General features: G+C 21.7%; 16 protein-coding genes and 1 other RNA gene. 12 read left to right on the top strand and 5 right to left on the bottom strand.

Features of this window, described 5'->3' with window-relative positions; all coding sequences use genetic code 11:
• Positions 1-35 precede the first annotated feature (35 nt).
• From gpmI to LFWB_RS03425, 6 genes are all read left to right on the top strand, one after another.
• Positions 36-1,562, top strand: a complete 1,527-nt coding sequence (gene gpmI, locus LFWB_RS03400) for a 2,3-bisphosphoglycerate-independent phosphoglycerate mutase (RefSeq protein WP_210954950.1) — start codon at positions 36-38, stop codon at positions 1,560-1,562.
• A 784-nt stretch (positions 1,563-2,346) separates the two neighbouring features.
• The gene (locus LFWB_RS03405) at positions 2,347-3,453 is read left to right on the top strand and encodes a coiled-coil domain-containing protein (RefSeq protein ID WP_210954634.1); all 1,107 of its coding nucleotides are present in this window, start codon (positions 2,347-2,349) and stop codon (positions 3,451-3,453) included.
• A gap of 67 nt (positions 3,454-3,520) precedes the next feature.
• Positions 3,521-4,303 (top strand): hypothetical protein, encoded by a 783-nt coding sequence (locus LFWB_RS03410; RefSeq protein WP_210954635.1) that lies wholly within the window; start codon positions 3,521-3,523, stop codon positions 4,301-4,303.
• Positions 4,304-4,348: 45 nt separating this feature from the next.
• The gene (locus tag LFWB_RS03415) at positions 4,349-5,755 is read left to right on the top strand and encodes an AAA family ATPase (protein WP_210954636.1); all 1,407 of its coding nucleotides are present in this window, start codon (positions 4,349-4,351) and stop codon (positions 5,753-5,755) included.
• A 186-nt stretch (positions 5,756-5,941) separates the two neighbouring features.
• Entirely contained in the window at positions 5,942-8,299 is a 2,358-nt protein-coding gene (locus LFWB_RS03420; RefSeq protein ID WP_210954637.1) for a hypothetical protein, read from the top strand.
• A 20-nt stretch (positions 8,300-8,319) separates the two neighbouring features.
• Positions 8,320-8,904 carry a M41 family metallopeptidase gene (locus LFWB_RS03425; RefSeq protein ID WP_210954638.1) on the top strand — a complete coding sequence of 195 codons (585 nt, stop codon included), beginning with the start codon at positions 8,320-8,322 and terminating at the stop codon, positions 8,902-8,904.
• 92 nt (positions 8,905-8,996) lie between these two features.
• Here the strand turns inward: LFWB_RS03425 and LFWB_RS03430 are convergent, their stop codons facing one another.
• The 5 genes from LFWB_RS03430 to LFWB_RS03450 all read right to left on the bottom strand — a co-directional run bounded on the left by LFWB_RS03430 (position 8,997) and on the right by LFWB_RS03450 (position 16,124).
• Complete coding sequence (locus tag LFWB_RS03430) at positions 8,997-9,884, bottom strand: deoxyribonuclease IV (protein ID WP_210954639.1); 888 nt, start codon at positions 9,882-9,884, stop codon at positions 8,997-8,999.
• Positions 9,877-11,121, bottom strand: a complete 1,245-nt coding sequence (locus LFWB_RS03435; protein ID WP_210954640.1) for a DEAD/DEAH box helicase — start codon at positions 11,119-11,121, stop codon at positions 9,877-9,879. Before LFWB_RS03435 ends, LFWB_RS03430 begins: the two co-directional genes overlap by 8 nt.
• Positions 11,122-11,496: 375 nt before the next feature.
• Complete coding sequence (locus LFWB_RS03440) at positions 11,497-11,883, bottom strand: transcription antitermination protein NusB (RefSeq protein WP_210954641.1); 387 nt, start codon at positions 11,881-11,883, stop codon at positions 11,497-11,499.
• Positions 11,884-11,908: 25 nt separating this feature from the next.
• A complete protein-coding gene (locus LFWB_RS03445; protein ID WP_210954642.1) occupies positions 11,909-12,541 on the bottom strand; it encodes a superoxide dismutase in 633 nt (210 codons plus the stop codon).
• 202 nt (positions 12,542-12,743) lie between these two features.
• On the bottom strand, positions 12,744-16,124 hold the full coding sequence (locus tag LFWB_RS03450; RefSeq protein WP_210954643.1) for a hypothetical protein: 3,381 nt from the start codon (positions 16,122-16,124) through the stop codon (positions 12,744-12,746).
• 1,257 nt (positions 16,125-17,381) lie between these two features.
• Here LFWB_RS03450 and LFWB_RS03455 point away from each other — a divergent pair.
• The 6 genes from LFWB_RS03455 to ffs all read left to right on the top strand — a co-directional run bounded on the left by LFWB_RS03455 (position 17,382) and on the right by ffs (position 20,780).
• Positions 17,382-17,588, top strand: coding sequence for a hypothetical protein (locus LFWB_RS03455; RefSeq protein WP_210954644.1), 207 nt, complete (start codon positions 17,382-17,384; stop codon positions 17,586-17,588).
• Between the two features lie 277 nt (positions 17,589-17,865).
• Positions 17,866-19,110 (top strand): serine hydroxymethyltransferase, encoded by a 1,245-nt coding sequence (gene glyA / locus LFWB_RS03460; RefSeq protein ID WP_210954645.1) that lies wholly within the window; start codon positions 17,866-17,868, stop codon positions 19,108-19,110.
• Positions 19,111-19,264: 154 nt separating this feature from the next.
• Positions 19,265-19,519, top strand: coding sequence for a 50S ribosomal protein L31 (gene rpmE, locus LFWB_RS03465; protein ID WP_210954646.1), 255 nt, complete (start codon positions 19,265-19,267; stop codon positions 19,517-19,519).
• A 63-nt stretch (positions 19,520-19,582) separates the two neighbouring features.
• Entirely contained in the window at positions 19,583-20,170 is a 588-nt protein-coding gene (locus tag LFWB_RS03470; RefSeq protein WP_210954647.1) for a thymidine kinase, read from the top strand.
• A 27-nt stretch (positions 20,171-20,197) separates the two neighbouring features.
• On the top strand, positions 20,198-20,656 hold the full coding sequence (locus LFWB_RS03475) for a nucleoside deaminase (protein ID WP_210954648.1): 459 nt from the start codon (positions 20,198-20,200) through the stop codon (positions 20,654-20,656).
• A gap of 28 nt (positions 20,657-20,684) precedes the next feature.
• Positions 20,685-20,780, top strand: an RNA gene (gene ffs / locus LFWB_RS03480) — signal recognition particle sRNA small type.
• Positions 20,781-20,788: the final 8 nt, after the last annotated feature.

Below are 20,788 nucleotides of genomic sequence, written 5' to 3' on the forward strand. Positions count from 1 at the left end.
AACGAAATCAATAATCAATAATTGGAGGTTTGGTTTTGACTAATTTTGTAGGTTTAATTATTTTAGATGGTTTAGGTTTATCATCTCAAAAAGAAAATAATGCTGTATATTTAGCAAAAACTCCTTATTTAGATTATCTTTTGAATACTTTTTCTAATACTACTTTAAAAGCTTCTGGTGAGTCAGTTGGTTTGCCAGAAGGACAAATGGGAAACAGCGAAGTAGGACATTTAAATCTAGGAGCAGGACGTGTTATTGATCAATATTTGACGCAGATAAATAAATCTATTCGTGATGAATCTTTTTTTAAAAATGAAAAATTTTTACAAGCTATAGAACATGCTAAAAAAAATAATAGTAAATTACATTTATTAGGTTTGGTTTCTGATGGCGGTGTACATTCTCATTTAGATCATTTTGAAGCTTTATTGAAATTAGTTAAACAACATGGTATCCAAAACAAAACATATTTGCATGCTTTTACTGATGGCAGAGATGTTTCTCCAAAATCAGGAATTCAATATATTCGTAAAGTTTTGAATAATGGTTTTAATTTATCTTCTGTCAGCGGAAGATATTACGCTTTAGATCGTGATAATAATTGGGATCGGATAAATTTAGTTTACAATATGTTAGTTTCTAAAAATAATTCTGTAGTTGGTTGTCCTTTAAAAAAAATAGAAGAAATGTATCAAAAAAATATTACTGATGAATTTATAGAACCTTTTGTAGTTGATTCGGAAGGTTTTATTCAAGACAATGATAGTATTATTTTTGTAAATTTTCGTTCCGACAGAATTATGCGTTTGGCTATTGCTTTTTCTAATCCTTATATGACATGTCATTTTCAAACTGAAGGAAAACCTTATTTTGATAATAAAAAATTATTAAAAAATCTTTTTATTGTGACAATGACTTTTTATTCTCAATATACAAAAGGAGAAATAGCTTTTCAATCCGTTAATTTAGATAATGTTTATGGGAAAGTTATTGCTGATCATAAAATGAATCAATTAAGAATCGCTGAGACAGAAAAATATCCTCATGTTACTTTCTTTTTTGATGGCGGGAGAGAGCAAAATTTTTTGAATACCGATTGTATTTTAATTCCTTCACCCAAAGTTAAAACTTATGATTTAAAACCTGAAATGAGCGCTTTTTTAGTTAAGGAAAAAGCAAAACAAGCTATTTTATCTCAAAAATACAACACTATGATTTTAAATTTCGCTAATTTAGATATGGTTGGGCATACTGGCTCTTTAGAAGCGACTATTAAAGCAACAGAAGCGGTTGATTCATGTTTAAAAGAAGTAGTAGAAGCTATTTTATCTATCAATGGTATCGCTTGTATTGTTGCTGATCACGGAAACGCTGAACAAATGGTTGATGAAGAAGGAAAACCGCATACTGCTCATACTACTAATTTAGTGCCTTTTATTGTTACTAAAAATAATATTAATTTAAGAACTGGTTTTTTATCTGATGTCGCTCCTACTTTATTACAATTATTAGGGGTTCCGCGACCTAAAGAAATGACAGGAAAAACTTTAATTGAAAATTAAATTAATTTTAAATTTTTTTCAATAAATAATTATTTTTTATAATATATGTTTTATTATCAATATTTTATAAAATATTATAATTTAGATAATTATTATGAATTATTTTAAAAATAAAAATAATTCATTATTGTTCTTATTATAAATGGTCCCAAACTAAAAATTATAGAAAAAATAAACCTTTTTTAAAAAAGTTATTAATTTCGTATTATTAGCTATAAAAATTATAAAAAAACCGAATCTTATTGAATTTTAAGATTTGGTTTTTTTATAATTAAACCTTAAATTAAATTTAAAAAAAGATTTAAAAAGAATGATTTTAGAAAATTGTATTTTCACTTTAAAAAAATTATTAAATGTTTAGTAGGTTGTGGTTTTAAATAAAATCAAAAGAAGAGATAAAAAATTATAATAACCGATAAAAAAGTTATAAAAATATTTAAGTGATACCGCTCAAAACAATTTAAAAATTAGAATATAACAAAAACAATCAAAAAGTTATTTAAAATTCTGTTTTTAATTTGTTTTTTTTTTTTTTGTTTTATAATGAAAATAAATAGGATATATTTGTTTTTGCCAAACTTTAATTTTAAATTGCATATAAAACTTTTTAGAACCTCATTAATTACTTGATAAAAATATATTTTATTATATAAATGAAAATCTATCAAAAATAAACTAAATTATTTTATAGTTGTTATTTTTTAATTAATTATAATTATAATATATAATTACTCTGTATATTTATTTATAATTTTTTTAAATTGCGAATAGGATTTATTTAATAATGCATAAAAAAAAGAAAAATAAATTTTTAATTATTTTGTCTTTTTTTCTTTTTCTATTTTTAAGTTTGAGTTTTTTTATTATATTTTATGAACCGAAAATAATTTTACCCAAAGATAATGGTATGCCTAAAATAATTAATGATATTAAAAATAATATTTCAAAAATTATTAATTTAGAAACAGAAATTGAACATAAAAAAACAGAAATCAAAACTATACAAACAGAAATTGAACATAAAAAAACAGAAATCAAAACTATACAAACAGAAATTGAACATAAAAAAACAGAAATCAAAAATAAACAAAAAGATTATTCTCCTTTATTTGCGCTCAATCAATCATTAAATTCACAAAAAGAAAAACTTGAAAATGAAAAACTTGAAAAAGAGAAACAATTGAAAGAATTCAAAAGTAAAATTAAATCGATAAAAGAATATGTTGAATTTGATTTAACTAAAATATTATTTATTAAATCATCAAACAAATTAAAAGAAATACAAGTAAAATTAACAAATTTTATTAATGAAGCTGAAAAAGAATCTACTAAAACTTTTTCATTAGAAGAAATGAATTTAAAAAATTTAGCTAGTGATGCAAAATTAGTTAGTTATTCGATAGATTTTTTTTTAAAATTGCCTGAATTACCTAAAGAAGAAGAAATTTTTTTTATAACAAGGTTTAAAGTTATTAAATACTTTATAGAGAAAATATCAGGAATTCCTACACTAAACCCAAAAGAACAACAATTAAAACAATTACAATTTTTTCCAAAAGTTTTTTCAATAGTAAAATTAATTTCAAAAGATTTCTTCCACAAAACAGTTGATAATGTGATTCAAGCAGAACTTCAATCAGAAAAATTAAAAGATGAAGAAAAAGAAAAAATAAAAGAATTGTGTAAATCAATTAATTATTCAACAAAATCAGAATCAACAAATATCGATTTAATAGAAGAATTAAAATCAGAATATTTGTATATTTTTCAACAAAAAGATGGAGTTCGTGATGTATCATATGAAGCACGCGAAGGACAAATTAAAACATTCCGAAAAAATTTAATTTTGATTTGGGGCGTTTTATTATCAAACAAAAATCAGATAGAATAATATATACAAAATAGAAAAAATTAAAATAAATTATATTATTTTTTTAAAAAAAGGAATTAAATAAATAATGGAATATGTAAAAAAAAATTCTTTATTAAAAAAAATTATTATTGTTTTTTTATTTATAATTATTATTATAAATTCAATTGGTGTTTGTTTTAATTATATAAAAATAAAAGATATAAAAACACAAGTTGACAAATATACAACAAATAATCCAAAAGAACAATATAATTCATTAATATCAAACATTGCAGATTATTATAAAAAATTAAACAACATCGATGAGAACATTAACCAACAATATAGTTCAACATCAAAAGTTAATACGGAAAGTAATATGTATTATATTGACTTATACGCGAAATCAGAAAAAGATAAATTACAAGATGAAAAAACTTTTTCTAATTTCAAAAAATATAAAGAAATTGCCAATGATCAAAATATCAAATTATTAATTGATAAATTTTTACTTTGTTGCGAGGAGTTAAAAAAATATCAAAAAAAATTAGAAGATGAAATAGAAACAGAAACATTAAAAAATGGTTCAGTTGCCAAAATTAAAGAAATAATAAATAATAAACAGAATGTCATGGATAATTTAAATTTTGGAAGATGTTATTTAAATTATTATTGTGGAATATTAGATTTATTTTTTGATATTTTACCTGAATTAGACAATTTATCCAAATCAGAAGATATTACTAAATATCAAAAACTTATATTAAGGAAAATAAAAGAAGAAACATTGAATAACAAAGGATTGACGCAACAACTTAAAAAGGTTTTAGATAGTCCGACAGGACGTGATATTCCTAAATTATTTCACACAATTTTTAATACTAATTAATCAAAGACAAAATTGAAATATATCTAAAAGGATTTATATATTATAATGTCAAATAAAAAAAATTTTGTTATTTTTGTTTTTGTATCAATAATAATATTATTATTTAGTGGATTGGCTGTTTTTTTGAGCATGCACATAAATAGAAATGATGTTGGTAATAATTTTCAAGATGATATTTCTAACATTCCAGTTTCATCTTCATTTGATAATGAAACTTTAAAAGATTTCTTAGCGCCGCGAGAAATAAATTGGGAAAGTTTCAAAACATTTGATGCAGCTTATGGTATGGATGAACAAATCAAACAATTAAAAGGAGATTTAGATAGATTCATTTACCCAGAAAAATATCGTTTGATAAAAGATAAAAATCAAAATAAACAATATGTTAGTTATTCTTCTAAAAATGAAATAACGCCGCCTCCTAGAGGAGTTATTTTTTATGGTCCGCCCGGCACAGGTAAGACTTTTTTAGCTAAATGTGCCGCTAAAGAAGCGAACATGACTTTTTATCCTATTACTTCTGCAAACACTGCACAAGAAATTGAAGAAACATTTAAAAAAGCAAGAAAAAATAGCCCTTCTATTATTTTCGTTGATGAAGCAGAAGAAATAATAAAATCAAGAGATGGTAAAACAGTTACATTAGAAGAAGGGGATGCAAAAAAAACAAATATATTTTTAACTCAATTAGATGGTATAAGTACTGACCCAGACAAACCAATTTATTTTATAGCAGCTACTAATCATATCGATAAAATAGATAGTGCTATAAGAAGCCGTTTAGAAGAATTATATATTGGTTATTTAAAACCTGAACAAAGATTAGGATATTTAGAATTAATGTTTAAAAAATATAATGTAACACCGTCAGCTTTTGAGCATTTAAAAAAAATAACTGAAGTATTTAATAAAGCTTTAGAAAAACCAGAAAAATATGCCGAATTAATAACATTAGGAAAATTATCTATTGCTTCGATAGGAACAGTAGAAGATAAAGGGCCATTAAAAAATCTAGATGAAATAACTGCAGAAGAAGAATTTATTAGAAAATACGAAGCAACATTAAAAATAAAAGTTCCAAAAAGTTGCGAAGGAAAAAAGTTGGATTTTTTCAAAAATTTAGAACGAGTTAAAACACATTTTTATAATATTCAATCAGGTAGAAAATTAGAAATGATGATTACTATAGCTGCTAATAAAGCCGCTTTTAGTGGGGGATCACAATTTACAAGCAATATAATAAACGAAATGATAGTATCCCCAATAAATGGCGAACCAATGTTAAATTCAAACAACGAACAACAATTCTTAGCAAGACCAATTACAGAATCAGTCCTTTGTATTTTGCCAGAAGATTTAGAATACGCTTTAAAAAATTATATAGGTCACGGCGCCGGTATTAATTCAGAAGAAATTAAGAAAATTAATTCATTGTTAGGAAACAATATTTGATTTTAACAAAAGTGAAGGAATTTTTTTATGTTAAAAAAAAATATAAAATTTTATTTTTGGATATTCTGGGTTTTATTCATTTTTTCATTTTTTCTTTGTATTAACGTAATATTCGCCCAAACTGATTCTGACTTTTCTACTCTATCACAAAACAGAATAATCACTGATCAAAATATTTATGTTCAAATGCCAACTTCGACAAATTCAAGAACAAACGATGGTAATGTTTCGCCATCACAAAACAGAATAATCACTGATCAAAATATTTATGTTCAAATGCCAACTTCGACAAATTCAAGAACAAACGATGGTAATGTTTCGCCATCACAAAACAGAATAATCACTGATCAAAATATTTATGTTCAAATGCCAACTTCGACAAATAAAGAAACAAAAAAATTCGCTTCTAATAATAATTCACGACCTATAATAAAAAATAGTTTTGATATAGTATCTACATTAAACGCATTCATAACTTGCAATGGTAATGATTTAAATGTTTTTAAACGCGAAACAACAATAGATGATTTGATAAACAAAATGAAAGAATTTGATAATTTTATTGAAGCTTACCAACAACAAATGTTGTTGAATTATCATTTTTTGCTTATATCTTTTATGCATAAATATCACACCCAAATTCAAAAATATCTTATAGAAAAAGAAAAAGAATTTAATGGTTTTTTAACTTCAAAATTTAGTCATTTGAATTCATCAATTTTATATAATGAGCAAAATCTAGAATCATTTCAAAAACAATGGAACTTATTATGGGATTTTCAAACAAATTTTAATCAAATAATCAATGATAAAACTTCATCTTGTGAATTAATAGAATTGCCATCAAATCAATATTTATATGATTTCTTAGATTTGAATGATTGCGCAGAAATAAAACGTTTTGGTGAAGAGCATAGTACGGTAAAAAATCAACAGAAAATATTAGCACAAATGTCAGATCATTTAAAAAACATTATAATCAAATTAAAACAAAATGATGAAAAATTAAAAGAATTAAACATAATAAAAACAGATCTTAAAAATCTTAATCTTTTAAATAATTTAATTTTATGTGTTGAACAAAATATAAACCAAAATATAAAAACACAATTTCAACAAGAATTGAATAATATTAACCAAAACCAAAACATACAACAAGAACACACAAATACTAAAATTCAATTAAAAAAAGAATTAGAAACGAAATATAATCAAATTATAGATGAATTTGTAAAACAAAAAGATAAAATTTATAACAGTTACAAAGAAATGGTAAGTGAAAAATATTTCCAAGAATTATTAAAATGTTTTTATTTCGAAAATAAACATAAAGATAAAAATTCAGAAGAATATAAAAAAATAATAAAACCACTAATAGACAAAAACATTCTAATTGATGTTCAAATGAAACAAATTGATGAATATATAAACTTTGATTTAATAAAAAATAATATTTCAGAAATATGTAAATTATTAACAACAGCTCAAGGAAGTTATGAAGAAAAAAAGGTAATTTTTCAAGAAAAATGGAAAAAAAAAATTGAAGAATATGACAAAAAAATCTCAGAACACGAAAACACATTTGATAATTGGATACAAGAAGATCACAACCAAGGAGAAATTTTTAATAAATTAGATGGTTTAAATATTAAATCACAAGACAAAATATATGAAGCGATAATTACAGAAATAAAAACAAATAATAAAGGTTTATTAAATGAATTATTGAAAATAATTAATAAGAATTCAGAAGAAAACGAAATAAAAATAAACAATGAAATAAGAGATACAATAAATAATTTAAAAACATTTAATAATTTGTTAAACGAAGCGCCTAATAATGATATTGTTACACTTAAATCTAAAATTGAGCAAAATATTCAAGCTTTAGAATCAGAAAATAATTTTCAATCAAAACAAATCCAAAGTTTATTAAATGAATTATTGAAAATAATTAATAAGAATTCAGAAGAAAACGAAATAAAAATAAACAATGAAATAAGAGAAAAATTACAAACATTTAGAGAATCAAATTATTTGTTGTTTGAAAATTTAAACGAAAAATCTAATAATGATATTGTCGAACTTAAAAATCAAATTGGGCAAAATATTAAAATTTTAGAAGGTAATTTTGAACTAATAAATCAAGAAATTAACAATTTTATAGTAGGAGAGAATAAACAAAAAGAAGATAAAAGAAGTGAATTAATAAAAAATTTTTCACAAATGTATCAAAATAAAATTGACGAAAATAAACAAAAATTCTATGAAACATATCTTCTAGATATTCAAAACAAGTTTCAAAACAAAATGAAAAGAAAAAGAATCAATATTAACAAAGGAAATTTTTTTGATGAATTTATTCCGGTTCCAGATCGAATTCTTTATGAATTCTCAGAATCATTATTAATATTAAAACAAGAATGTATTGAAAAATGTGTTACAAATGTTAATTTTTTAAAACAACGAATTAAAAAATTATTTCAAGAACAATTTAAAACAAAAAAATCTGAACCAGAATTAGAACAAATTATTTTCGAATGATGATGGCGGCAATTAAATAAATGAATAAAAAAACATATAATATTATTTGGATTTATCTATTATTATTTATCAGCTTTATTTTTGCACTAATTAGTTTATTTTTTCATAGATATACAATTCAAAGTTTTTTATTTACTTCAGGACATGTATCTGAAATAGAAAAAACTGCTTATCACGAAGCAGGACATGCATTAATAGCTTTATCTTTTCCGGAAAATTTTAATGTTATTTCTGTTACTATTGTGCCAACTAATAAAACTTTAGGTCATGTTAAACATTCAGTTATAAAAAGAAATAATCATAATCAAGCTTTAATTTGTTTAGGTGGTGTAGCTTCCGAAAGTTTATTATTTGAACAAAATAGAATAAATATAAATGATGTTGGTAAAGGTTCAGGTGATGATATTAAAAAATTAAAAACAATTATGCCTATTTGTAAAAATCAAAAAGAATATACAAATTTTTTAAATAAAACCAAAACCATACTTAGAAAAAATCAAAAAATTTTAGATAAAATTTCAAAAGAATTATTATTAAAAAAAACTTTGCACAAAGATGAATTGAATGAAATTATAAAAAAAAATGGCCCTATTAATTTAAATTAATGGGGCCATTTTTTATTGATATAATGTTTTGAATATATTTTTTATAAAACATAAAAATTTCAATAATTTATAATAAATGAAAATAATGTCAATTATAAAATAATTTTTTTTAAATAGGGATTGAATTTTTTTTCTTTGATCATTTTAATTTCTGCTTCGTAAGGAGGCTGGTCGTTAATAAAAGGGGTTTCTAAAATTTTAGGTAAAGATTTAAAAAAAGGTGAATAAATAATTTTCATTAAAGAATCAAAACCTATTTTTCCATATCCTATATTTTCATGTCTATCTTTTTTACTACCTAAAATATTTTTGGAATCATTAATATGAACAACACTTAAATATTTATAACCAATAATATTATTAAATTCTTCCATTACTAAATTAAAATTATTTTTAATATCGTAACCAGCATCAAAAACATGACAAGTATCAAAACAAACACTTATTCTTGTTTTATCTTCGATCAAATCAATAATGTTTTTTAATTCTTGAAATTTATAACCTATTTCGGTACCTTTTCCAGACATAGTTTCTAAAGCTATTTTGATTTTTAAATCAGATGTATTTTTAAAAATTTGATTAATACCTTGGGCTATCATTTTGATAGCTTCTTTTCTCTCTTGTTGGAGTGAATTTCCAGGATGTAAAACCATTTGAGGAATTTTTAAAATTTCAAATTTTTTTAATTCTTCGGTAAGAAAAGAAATAGCGAAATTTCTTTTTTCTATAGAAAGATTAGCTAAATTAATTATATAAGGTGCGTGACCTACTAAATTGTTGAATTGAAATGAATTTTTTTTCATTTCAATTAAAGTTTCCGAAAGATAAATTTTATTAAAATCTGGTCTTTTAGTATTTTGAGGCGCTCCTGTATAAATCATAAAGGTATTAGCTCCAAAAGATAAAGCTTGTTGTAAAGTATTTAAGTAAAAAAAAGGTTGTTTAAAAGATATATGACTACCTATTATCAATTTATTCATAATTTTTTTTTCTTTTAGTATTAATTTTTTTATTTTTTTTTAAATTTTGATTAGTAGTTGAAAAATTTTTGACATTTTTTTTATTTTTTGTTTTTGTAGGTAAAAATTTTTTGAAATTTTTTGTAGTTTTTGTTTTTATTGTTTGTTCACGGAAACCATTTTCGGTTAAAACTATATTTTGAAAAACAATATTATGTTGTTGTTTAATTTTTTGTAAAGATTTTTGTTCTTTTTCATCGTAAAAAATTAAAACTTTTCCTTCTTTTCCCATTCTTCCCGTTCTACCACTTCTGTGTTGAAAAAATTCTAAGTTTTTTTTAGGCAAATCATAGTGAATAACCCATTCAATATCTAAATCTAAACCTCTCGCCATCAAATCACTAGTTAAAATATATTGATATTTCATTTTTTTTATTTCATTGAAGAAATATTTTCTTTTTTGTATTTTTAAATCAGAAGAAAAATTTAAAATATTAAAATTAAATGTTTTTAAAAAATTATATATTTTAGATTGTTCTTCTTTTTTTGATACAAAAATTAAGGCTGAATAAGGATTTAAATTTTTCATTAAATGTTTTAAATCATTCAAACGTTTTTCTTGATAACTTAACAAAGTGTAATATTTTAAATTTAATTTTTGTTTATCATTAGTATTTAAAAATAGAGATTTTCCAAAATATTTGTTAATAAAAGGGTTCATGTTACTAGTGATAGAAGCAGAGAATAATAAAATTTTAGGTTTCCAACTTGTTAATAAAACATCTAATAAAGATAATGAACTTTGCTCGAACAACATATCTGCTTCATCTAAAACTAAAAAAGAAGATTTAGCGAATTTAATTGTTTTAAAAACAGTATAATATTCAAATAATTTATTTAAAGTGGTTATGATTAAAGGAGATTGTTTTTTTTCTAAATTTTTTATTGTTTTTTGTTTATCCATACCGCCATATAGAATTTTTACTTGAGAACTTCTTTGTTCTATTTGTTTTATCATTTGGAAAATTTGAAAAATTAATTCATTATTAGGAGCGATAATAATAGCTTGAGTTTTATTTTGTCGCCAATCAATTTCGCTTAAAATAGGTAATAAATAAGCATGTGTTTTTCCTGTCCCTGTTGGCGAAATACCTACTATATTTAAAGGTTTTTGAAAATTATTAAATAATTCTTCTTGAATAGGAGTAATGGTTTCAAATTTTAATTGTTTTAGTTTGTTTTTGATATAATTTGTCATTAAAGCGAATCCCTTAATAAACAAAACATTTTTAATTTATTTTTTTTATATTATAATATAAATATAAGTTATAAAAAGTTATAAAATATTTTGTTTATTTATAATTTGTTTATAAAAAACATCTTTTAATTATTATCAAAAAAAAAAGAAAGAAAAAAAATGAATAAAAAAAAAGATTTAATATCTAAAAAAAATAAAAAAAATAATATTAGCAAAATAAATAAAAGTTTATTATTAAAAAGAATTTTTTTTATTATTTTGATTTGTCTTTTTCTTTCGCCTATTTTTTTTTTCTTTAAAGATATATATGAATATCTTTTTAAAAAATAAATAAATTCAAATTTTTAAATAAATAAATATAAAATAAACTATTTTTTATAATTCGTTTATTTTATATTTATTTTTTTCGACATCTTCAAAAATTAAATGCAAAATTTTATTATTAAATTTATATTGTTTGCTGTTGTTTAAATCAGAATATTTTTTTGTTAATTCAATAGCTTCGTTAATTATTATTTTGTGAGAATTTTTTTTATTTAATAACTCAAATGTTGCCAAACGAATAATAGCTTTATCTACTTTGTTTAATCTATTAATTTCATAATTATACAAATTCTTTTTAATAATAAGATCTATTAAATCAATATTTTTAATAATATGTTTTAAAATATTGATATTTATATTATCGTTATTATGAATATTATTTTGGTAAAAATCATATTGATATAAATCTATAATTATTGAATTTCTTATTTTTTTCATTTTTTATTTTATTTCATATTAAAAATTATTTATTATTAACAGAATTTTTAATTATTGCCTGATTCAAATTTTGTTCCACTTGCGACCAATTAATAACATTATAAAAAGCTTCTATATAATCTTTACGTCTATTTTGAAAACTTAAATAATAAGCGTGTTCCCAAAGATCTAAACCTAAAAGAGAATACCCTATATCTAAACAATTATTTTGATTTGGAGTATTTATAATTTTTAAATTATTATCAAAATCATAAATAAGCCATGTCCAACCGCTACCAAAAAGACTTTGTGCTTTGATAGAAAATTGATCTTTAAAATTTTCTATATTTCCGAAAAAATTTGTAATCAAATTATATATTTGATATGATTGTTTGCAAGGTTCATTTAATTTTAATATTTTCCAAAAAAAAGAATGATTAAAATGCCCCCCTCCGTTATTGATTACTGTAGTTTGAATTTCTTTTGGTAGAGAAGATATATTTTTTAATATATTTTCTAAATCATCATTAACAATTTTATATTTATCCAAAGCAGCATTTAAATTATTGATATAATTTTGATGATGTTTAGTGTGATGAATTTCCATTGTTTGGCTATCTATAAAAGGTTCTAAATCTGTATATTTGTAATTTAATTTACTTAATTTAAAAAGATTCATGTTTAAAATATTTCCTTTTTATTAAAATTAAAATATTTAAATTTTATGTTATCAAATCAAATTCAAAATTAATTATAACATTTTTTATTAATATATAAAACTTATAAATAAGAAATGTTAAACATTTTTTATTTATAGAATTTTTTTAATTATTTGTTTTTAATTTTTTAAATTATAATAATTTGATAATGATTTTTTTATTTTATTTTAATAATAAAGTAATAATTAATAATAAAATTAAAACAATAATTATTATTTTGATTATTGTGGAAGTTTTTTCTTCTTTTTCTTCTTTCGGCAAATTATAAACAACTTCTATTTCGTCTACGAATTTATTTGATTTAATAATTGCTTTATTTTTTTTTGGTATTATTTCTACTTGGAATTCTTCTGAATTTAAATTAGGATTTAATTGTTTAATTTTTTTTATTATTGTTTTATGAGAGTCATCTTCTATTTCTCCTAATTGAGTGTTAGTTAAAACATTTTTTAGAAATTTTTCTTCAGTTGTAGATGGCGAAGATTGATGAGATGGGTTTTTTGAAGTGAATCTTACTAAAACTGATTTTAAATAATCATCAGATTGAATCCAAGCTTTTTCATCATTCGAAGAAAAAACATGTAATTCTTTTTTTTCTAAAACTTTATTTAGCTTTTTAATTTGTTTTATGATTGTTTGTTCCGTACTATTTTCTATTTCTCCTAATTCTGTATTCGTTAAAATATCCTTTAACAGAGGTTTGGATTTATTTTTAACAGTAAAATCTACTTTTATTGAATTTTCATAATCATTAGATTTAATTATGGCGTTTTCATCGCTAGAAGCTATTATTTGAAGATTTTTATTTTCTAAAACTTTATTTAGTTTTTTAATTCTTTCTATTATTTTTTGATTTGAATTATCTTCTATTTCTCCTAATTGAGTGTTAGTTAAAACATTTTTTAGAAATTTTTCTTCAGTTGTAGATGGCGAAGATTGATGAGATGGGTTTTTTGAAGTGAATCTTACTAAAACTGATTTTAAATAATCATCAGATTGAATCCAAGCTTTTTCATCATTCGAAGAAAAAACATGTAATTCTTTTTTTTCTAAAACTTTATTTAGCTTTCTAATTTGTTTTATGATTGTTTGTTCCGTACTATTTTCTATTTCTCCTAATTCTGTATTCGTTAAAATATCCTTTAACAGAGGTTTGGATTTATTTTTAACAGTAAAATCTACTTTTATTGAATTTTCATAATCATTAGATTTAATTATGGCGTTTTCATCGCTAGAAGCTATTATTTGAAGATTTTTATTTTCTAAAACTTTATTTAGTTTTTTAATTCTTTCTATTATTTTTTGATTTGAATTATCTTCTATTTCTCCTAATTGAGTGTTAGTTAAAACATTTTTTAGAAATTTTTCTTCAGTTGTAGATGGCGAAGATTGATGAGATGGGTTTTTTGAAGTGAATCTTACTAAAACTGATTTTAAATAATCATCAGATTGAATCCAAGCTTTTTCATCATTCGAAGAAAAAACATGTAATTCTTTTTTTTCTAAAACTTTATTTAGCTTTTTAATTTGTTTTATGATTGTTTGTTCCGTACTATTTTCTATTTCTCCTAATTCTGTATTCGTTAAAATATCCTTTAACAGAGGTTTGGATTTATTTTTAACAGTAAAATCTACTTTTATTGAATTTTCATAATCATTAGATTTAATTATGGCGTTTTCATCGCTAGAAGCTATTATTTGAAGATTTTTATTTTCTAAAACTTTATTTAGTTTTTTAATTCTTTCTATTATTTTTTGATTTGAATTATCTTCTATTTCTCCTAATTGAGTGTTAGTTAAAACATTTTTTAGAAATTTTTCTTCAGTTGTAGATGGCGAAGATTGATGAGATGGGTTTTTTGAAGTGAATCTTACTAAAACTGATTTTAAATAATCATCAGATTGAATCCAAGCTTTTTCATCATTCGAAGAAAAAACATGTAATTCTTTTTTTTCTAAAACTTTATTTAGCTTTCTAATTTGTTTTATGATTGTTTGTTCCGTACTATTTTCTATTTCTCCTAATTCTGTATTCGTTAAAATATCCTTTAACAGAGGTTTGGATTTATTTTTAACAGTAAAATCTACTTTTATTGAATTTTCATAATCATTAGATTTAATTATGGCGTTTTCATCGCTAGAAGCTATTATTTGAAGATTTTTATTTTCTAAAACTTTATTTAGTTTTTTAATTCTTTCTATTATTTTTTGATTTGAATTATCTTCTATTTCTCCTAATTGAGTGTTAGTTAAAACATTTTTTAGAAATTTTTCTTCAGTTGTAGATGGCGAAGATTGATGAGATGGGTTTTTTGAAGTGAATCTTACTAAAACTGATTTTAAATAATCATCAGATTGAATCCAAGCTTTTTCATCATTCGAAGAAAAAACATGTAATTCTTTTTTTTCTAAAACTTTATTTAGCTTTTTAATTTGTTTTATGATTGTTTGTTCCGTACTATTTTCTATTTCTCCTAATTCTGTATTCGTTAAAATATCCTTTAACAGAGGTTTGGATTTATTTTTAACAGTAAAATCTACTTTTATTGAATTTTCATAATCATTAGATTTAATTATGGCGTTTTCATCGCTAGAAGCTATTATTTGAAGATTTTTATTTTCTAAAACTTTATTTAGTTTTTTAATTCTTTCTATTATTTTTTGATTTGAATTATCTTCTATTTCTCCTAATTGAGTGTTAGTTAAAACATTTTTTAATGGTTCTCTAAAAGATCTTGTTGATACAGGTTTATATTCATCTGGAATAGTGAATTCTACTTTAGTTGAAAATTGATATTCATCCGAAACAATTTTAGCTGTTCCATCATTAGAACTTATCACTTGAAGATCTTTATTTTCTAAAACTTTATTTAATTGTCTAATTCTTTCTATGATTGTTTGTTCCGTACTATCTTCTATTTCTCCTAATTCTGTATTCGTTAAAATAGATTTTAATGGTTGTTTTTCATATTTATTTTTGAGTTCAAATGTTACTTTTACGATATCATTATAATTTGGGACACGAACCAAAGCATGATCGTAAGCAACAACCATTATTTTAATATCTTTCTTTTCTAACACTTTATTTAATTCTTTGATTTTGTTTATTATAGTTGTTCTATGATTGTTTTCTATCTCTCCTAATTCTTTTTGTGTCAAAATTTTGGTTAATTTTTTTTCATAAATAAATTCAAATTTATATTTTTCTTTTAAATTTTCATCTTTTTTTAAATTGTTTTCGTAACCTAATATAAAAAAATATTTTTCTCCTGGAATAAATTTAGAATGTTCTTTTGAAAATTCCGAGAAATTAGGACTTTTTTCTATAATTTCTAGATCGTGTATATCATCTAATAGTAATTGTTTATTTGGCTCTTCTACCCAATTTGTTATAATTTTGTCCAAATCTTTATATTGTACAATTAATAATTCTTCATCAGTTAAAACATCTAAATTATAATTAACTAAAGCATTTAATTTAAATCCATAATAAAAAGTAAATAAATAAAAAAATAAAGTTAAAAAATAAAAAAAATATTTCAATTTTAATATTTTATAATTTTTAATCATAATAATGACAGAAATTAATACCTTTCTTAGCTTAAATAACTTAAATCTAAATAAAGACATATAATTCGTAATTAAATATATTAAAATTAAAAAATAATATTTATATTATTTTATTTAAAATTATTTTTTTTAATTTATTTTCAAATATTAATATTATAGTATAAAAGATTTTTTTTAAACAATAAATAAAATTAATAAAATATTATTTTTTTATTTTTATTTATTGTTTAACTTTTTTAAATTTAATTTAATTAAAATTTTTAATTTAAAAGTTTAAACTAAAAAAAGATTTTCAATATAATTTAAAATTTATTTTATTTATTTCTATATTTGAAACGATTTTTGAAATTTATTAATTTATCTAATTTTGTGTCTCATGTATTCTTTAGTGATTTGTTTCTGTTAATTTTATTTTGTTGGGTTTTATTTTTATTCATTAATAAGTTTTTTATTTTATTTAACGAGAATAAGATAAATAATGAAAATTTTAAAAAATAAGTATTTTATTTTACATGATTTTGTTAAAAATTTTATATTTTAAATTAATCTGTTCATAATTTAGTATTTTTTATGGTCTTGGCTTATTATTTTGGTATATAAAATTTGTGTTAAATCGCTTATTATATGAATATCTTTTTTTACATTGTTTTCATTAATTTTTATAAATAAAATATTTTATTTATAAAAATTAAAGGGTTTTTTATTTATTAACAAAATAATAAATAAATAAATAAAATATTAATTTACGTCTTGTAAAATAAATATGTTAAAAAAAATAATTTAGGAAGTATGTTAATCGCTTTTGTTTTAATGTTATTAAAGTTTCATGATTTTTTATTAAAATCTAGTTATATTTAAATGTTTAAATTATCCAATGAGAAAATTTTATGGCCTTATTGATGTTTTCCTAAAAAAGTTCAAAAAATTTAAAAAAGTATTAAAACATCCAAAAAATTTTATTTTTTTATAAATATTTTGATTTTATAGTAGTTTTATTTTATTTGTGTGTTTTAATGAAAATAAATAAGATTAGATTTATTTTTTTGAAAAGTCTAATTTTAAACCTCCCCATATAAAACGGTTCAGAATCATCACAAATTTGAATTTAAAAATAAAAAATGTAATAATTATACTAAATTTAATAAAAAAATATATTTTTTTATCTCAAAAGAAAATTAATCAAAATAATATATATAAAAAATTAAAATTTTAAAAAAAAGAGGTTTTTGGATGGATATTGAAGGCGTTTTATTAGGGTTTTTCGGAGGATTAATTATAGGTTTTATATTAGGAGCTTTATTATATTCTTTACCTGAACAAGCATGGTATTGTTTGAAAAAAACATTGATAGGTGGAGAAGATTTTGGTACATTTTATAAAATCGCTCTTAAATGGCGTGATTTTATAAATAATATTTTTAAATTATTCACAGAATAAAAAAATAAAAAATCAAATATTTAATTTTTTAACAAAAGTCAAATATTTGATTTTTTATTTTTTTTAAAATTACTAATTATAAAAAAATATTATAAATATTTTCAACTACCTAAAACAAGGACAAATATAATCTCAATTATTTTAAAACATGCTATATATTCTCCTTTTTAAAACCTATTTATTTAATTTATTTTGAAATATAAACGAATTTCAAATAACTATAAATAATATATAATTATTTATAGTTAGTAAAAAATTAATAAAAGGAAATTAAATTATGAATTTCTTTAAAGAAGAATTTTTTAAAATTCTTGAAAACGAAAAAGAAAGACAAGAAAAACATTTGATATTGATCGCTTCTGAAAATTTTGTTTCTGAAAATGTTTTAAAAGCACAGGGAAGTATATTTACTAATAAATATGCTGAAGGTTATCCTAAAAAAAGATATTATAATGGATGTCAATATGTTGATGAAATAGAAAATGTTGCGATAGAAAAAGTTAAAAAATTATTTAATGTTAAATTTGCCAACGTTCAACCGCATTCAGGTTCTCAAGCAAATATTGCTGTTTTTCAAGCTTTATTAGAACCTAATGATGCTATTTTAGGAATGTCTTTAAATGATGGAGGCCATTTATCTCATGGTTTTAATTTAAATTTTTCAGGAAAATTTTTTCGTTCTTATAGTTATGGAGTTTCTCCAGAAACAGAAACAATCGATTATGAAGAAGTTAGGCAAATAGCTTTGAAGGTTAGACCAAAAATGATTATTGTTGGCGCATCTGCTTATTCTCGTACTATTGATTTCAAAAAATTTAGAGAAATTGCCGATGAAACAAATTCTTATTTAATGGCTGACATCGCTCATATAGCAGGTTTTGTTGCTTGCGGTCTTCACCCTTGTCCTATTGTAGCTGGCGCAGATGTTATTACTTCCACCACTCATAAAACTTTAAGAGGTCCAAGAGGTGGACTTATTTTAGCTAATAATGAAGAAATTATGAAAAAATTAAATAGAGGGGTTTTTCCAGGTACTCAAGGGGGGCCATTAATACATGTTATAGCCGCTAAAGCGATTGCTTTTGACGAAGCTTTAAGTGAAGAATTTAAAATTTATCAAAAACAGATATTAAAAAATACTCTCGTTTTTGCTAACATCTTTATTAAATTAGGTTATCGCTTGGTAAGTGGAACAACTGATAATCATTTATTTATAATCGATTTAAAACATAAACATCCTCATTTAAATGGTAAAATAGCATCTGAAACTTTAGAAAAAGCTAATATTATTGTTAATAAAAACGTTATTCCTTTTGATAAAGAAAAACCTTTTTATGCTAGTGGAATAAGAATAGGTACGCCAGCTATGACCACTAGAGGTTTTAAAGAAAAAGAATTTATAAAGGTAGCTTATTTGATAGATAAAGTTTTAAATAATTATACAAATGATATAATCATTCAAGAAGTTTCAACAGAAGTATTATCTTTAACAAAAAAATTTCCTATTTATCAAAAAAAATAATTTTTTATTTTTTATATATTTATAAATGTTATAATAAATGTATAAAATTTAATGTTAAAATTTAATTTTTTAATATGTTTATTATTTATATTGTTTATTTGTTGCAATATATAATTTTAAAATATAAAATATTAAACAAAAAGGAATTTATTTTATGAAAAAAAAAATAAAACAACCAGAACTTCATAATGTTGAAGTAACTTGTTTCACTTGTAACTCGAAACATAAAATTTGGACAACGGTAAAAAAAATAAAAATTGAAATTTGTTCTCAATGTAATTCTTTTTATACTGGTAAACAACTTTTTGTAACTGTCGCGGGTCAAATAGATAAATTTTATAAACGTTATGGAAACGAAAATAAAGAACAAGAAATAGAAAATAAAGAACTAAAAGAAGAAAAAAAATAAATATATAACAAAGGTAATTAATTTATACAAAATCTGAAAAAATAAGAAGGGTTTTTGTGAAAGATGATTTTGGATAAAGAAGGTTTTATTGAAATCATTTGCGGACCTATGTTTTCTGGTAAAACGACCAAATTAATTGATAAAATTAATTTAGTTCAATCTTTAGGAGTTAAATTTTTAGTTTTTAAATCAAAGATTGATGATCGTTATTCTGAAAAAGATGAATTGGTTAGTCATGATTCCAAAACTTTTCCTTCTATACTAATAAATAAAAGTGAAGAAATTTTAAATTTTATTAACTCAGATATTGATGTTTTATTTATTGATGAAGTCCAATTTTTAGATAATGGAATTGAAAAAATTTTAAACGATTTATCTTATCAAGGTTTTCATATTTTTTTAAGCGGTTTGGAATTAGATTTTTGCGGAAGACCTTTTGGTTCAATGAGTTATTTATTATCTATTGCTGACGAAGTTATAAAATTAAAATCTTCTTGTGTGGTTTGCGGCAAGGAAGCTTCTCGCACTCAAAGAATAATTGACCAAAAAATTCCTAAAAAAGAAGAACCTATTATTATAATCGGTGGGAAATATTCAAAACATAGTTATCACGAACCACGTTGCAGAAAATGTCATAAGTTTCTAGATTGACTTAAAGAAGAAAATAATATAAAATATATGGATGAAAAGCATTTTTATTTTATGAGAGAAGCTTTGAAAGAAGCTTATAAAGCTTTTTTCAAAGGTGAAGTTCCTGTAGGGACGGTAGCTGTTTTAGATGATAATATTATTGCCAAAGCACATAATAATGTAGAAAAAAGTAAATTATTTTTTTCTCATGCTGAGTTTTTGCTTTTGCAAAAGATAAATCAGTATAATAAAAATTATAAATTTAATAATATAATAATTTATACTACTTTAGAACCTTGTATTATGTGTACCGGTGCTTTAATTCAATCTAGGATTAAAACTGTATATTATGGAGCTTCTAATATAAAATCAGGTTTTTTAAATCAATTAAATTTATTAAAAAGAGATTCTAATTTTAATATTAATATTTCTTTTCACTCTGGTTTATTAGCTAAAGAAAGCGAATTTCTTTTAAAAAGCTTTTTTTTAAATTTAAGAAAAAAATAGTTAATAATTTTATATAATAAAATCTTCTTAAAAATCATCATTCAATATAAAAAAAATGAATCTGGTCAGAACTTGAATGAAGCAGCCATAAGTTTTGTTTATATGTGGATGGTGATTTTTAAGAAGATTTTT

The sequence above is a fragment of the Candidatus Phytoplasma luffae genome (assembly GCF_018024475.1).
GTDB lineage: Bacteria > Bacillota_I > Bacilli_A > Acholeplasmatales > Acholeplasmataceae > Phytoplasma > Phytoplasma luffae.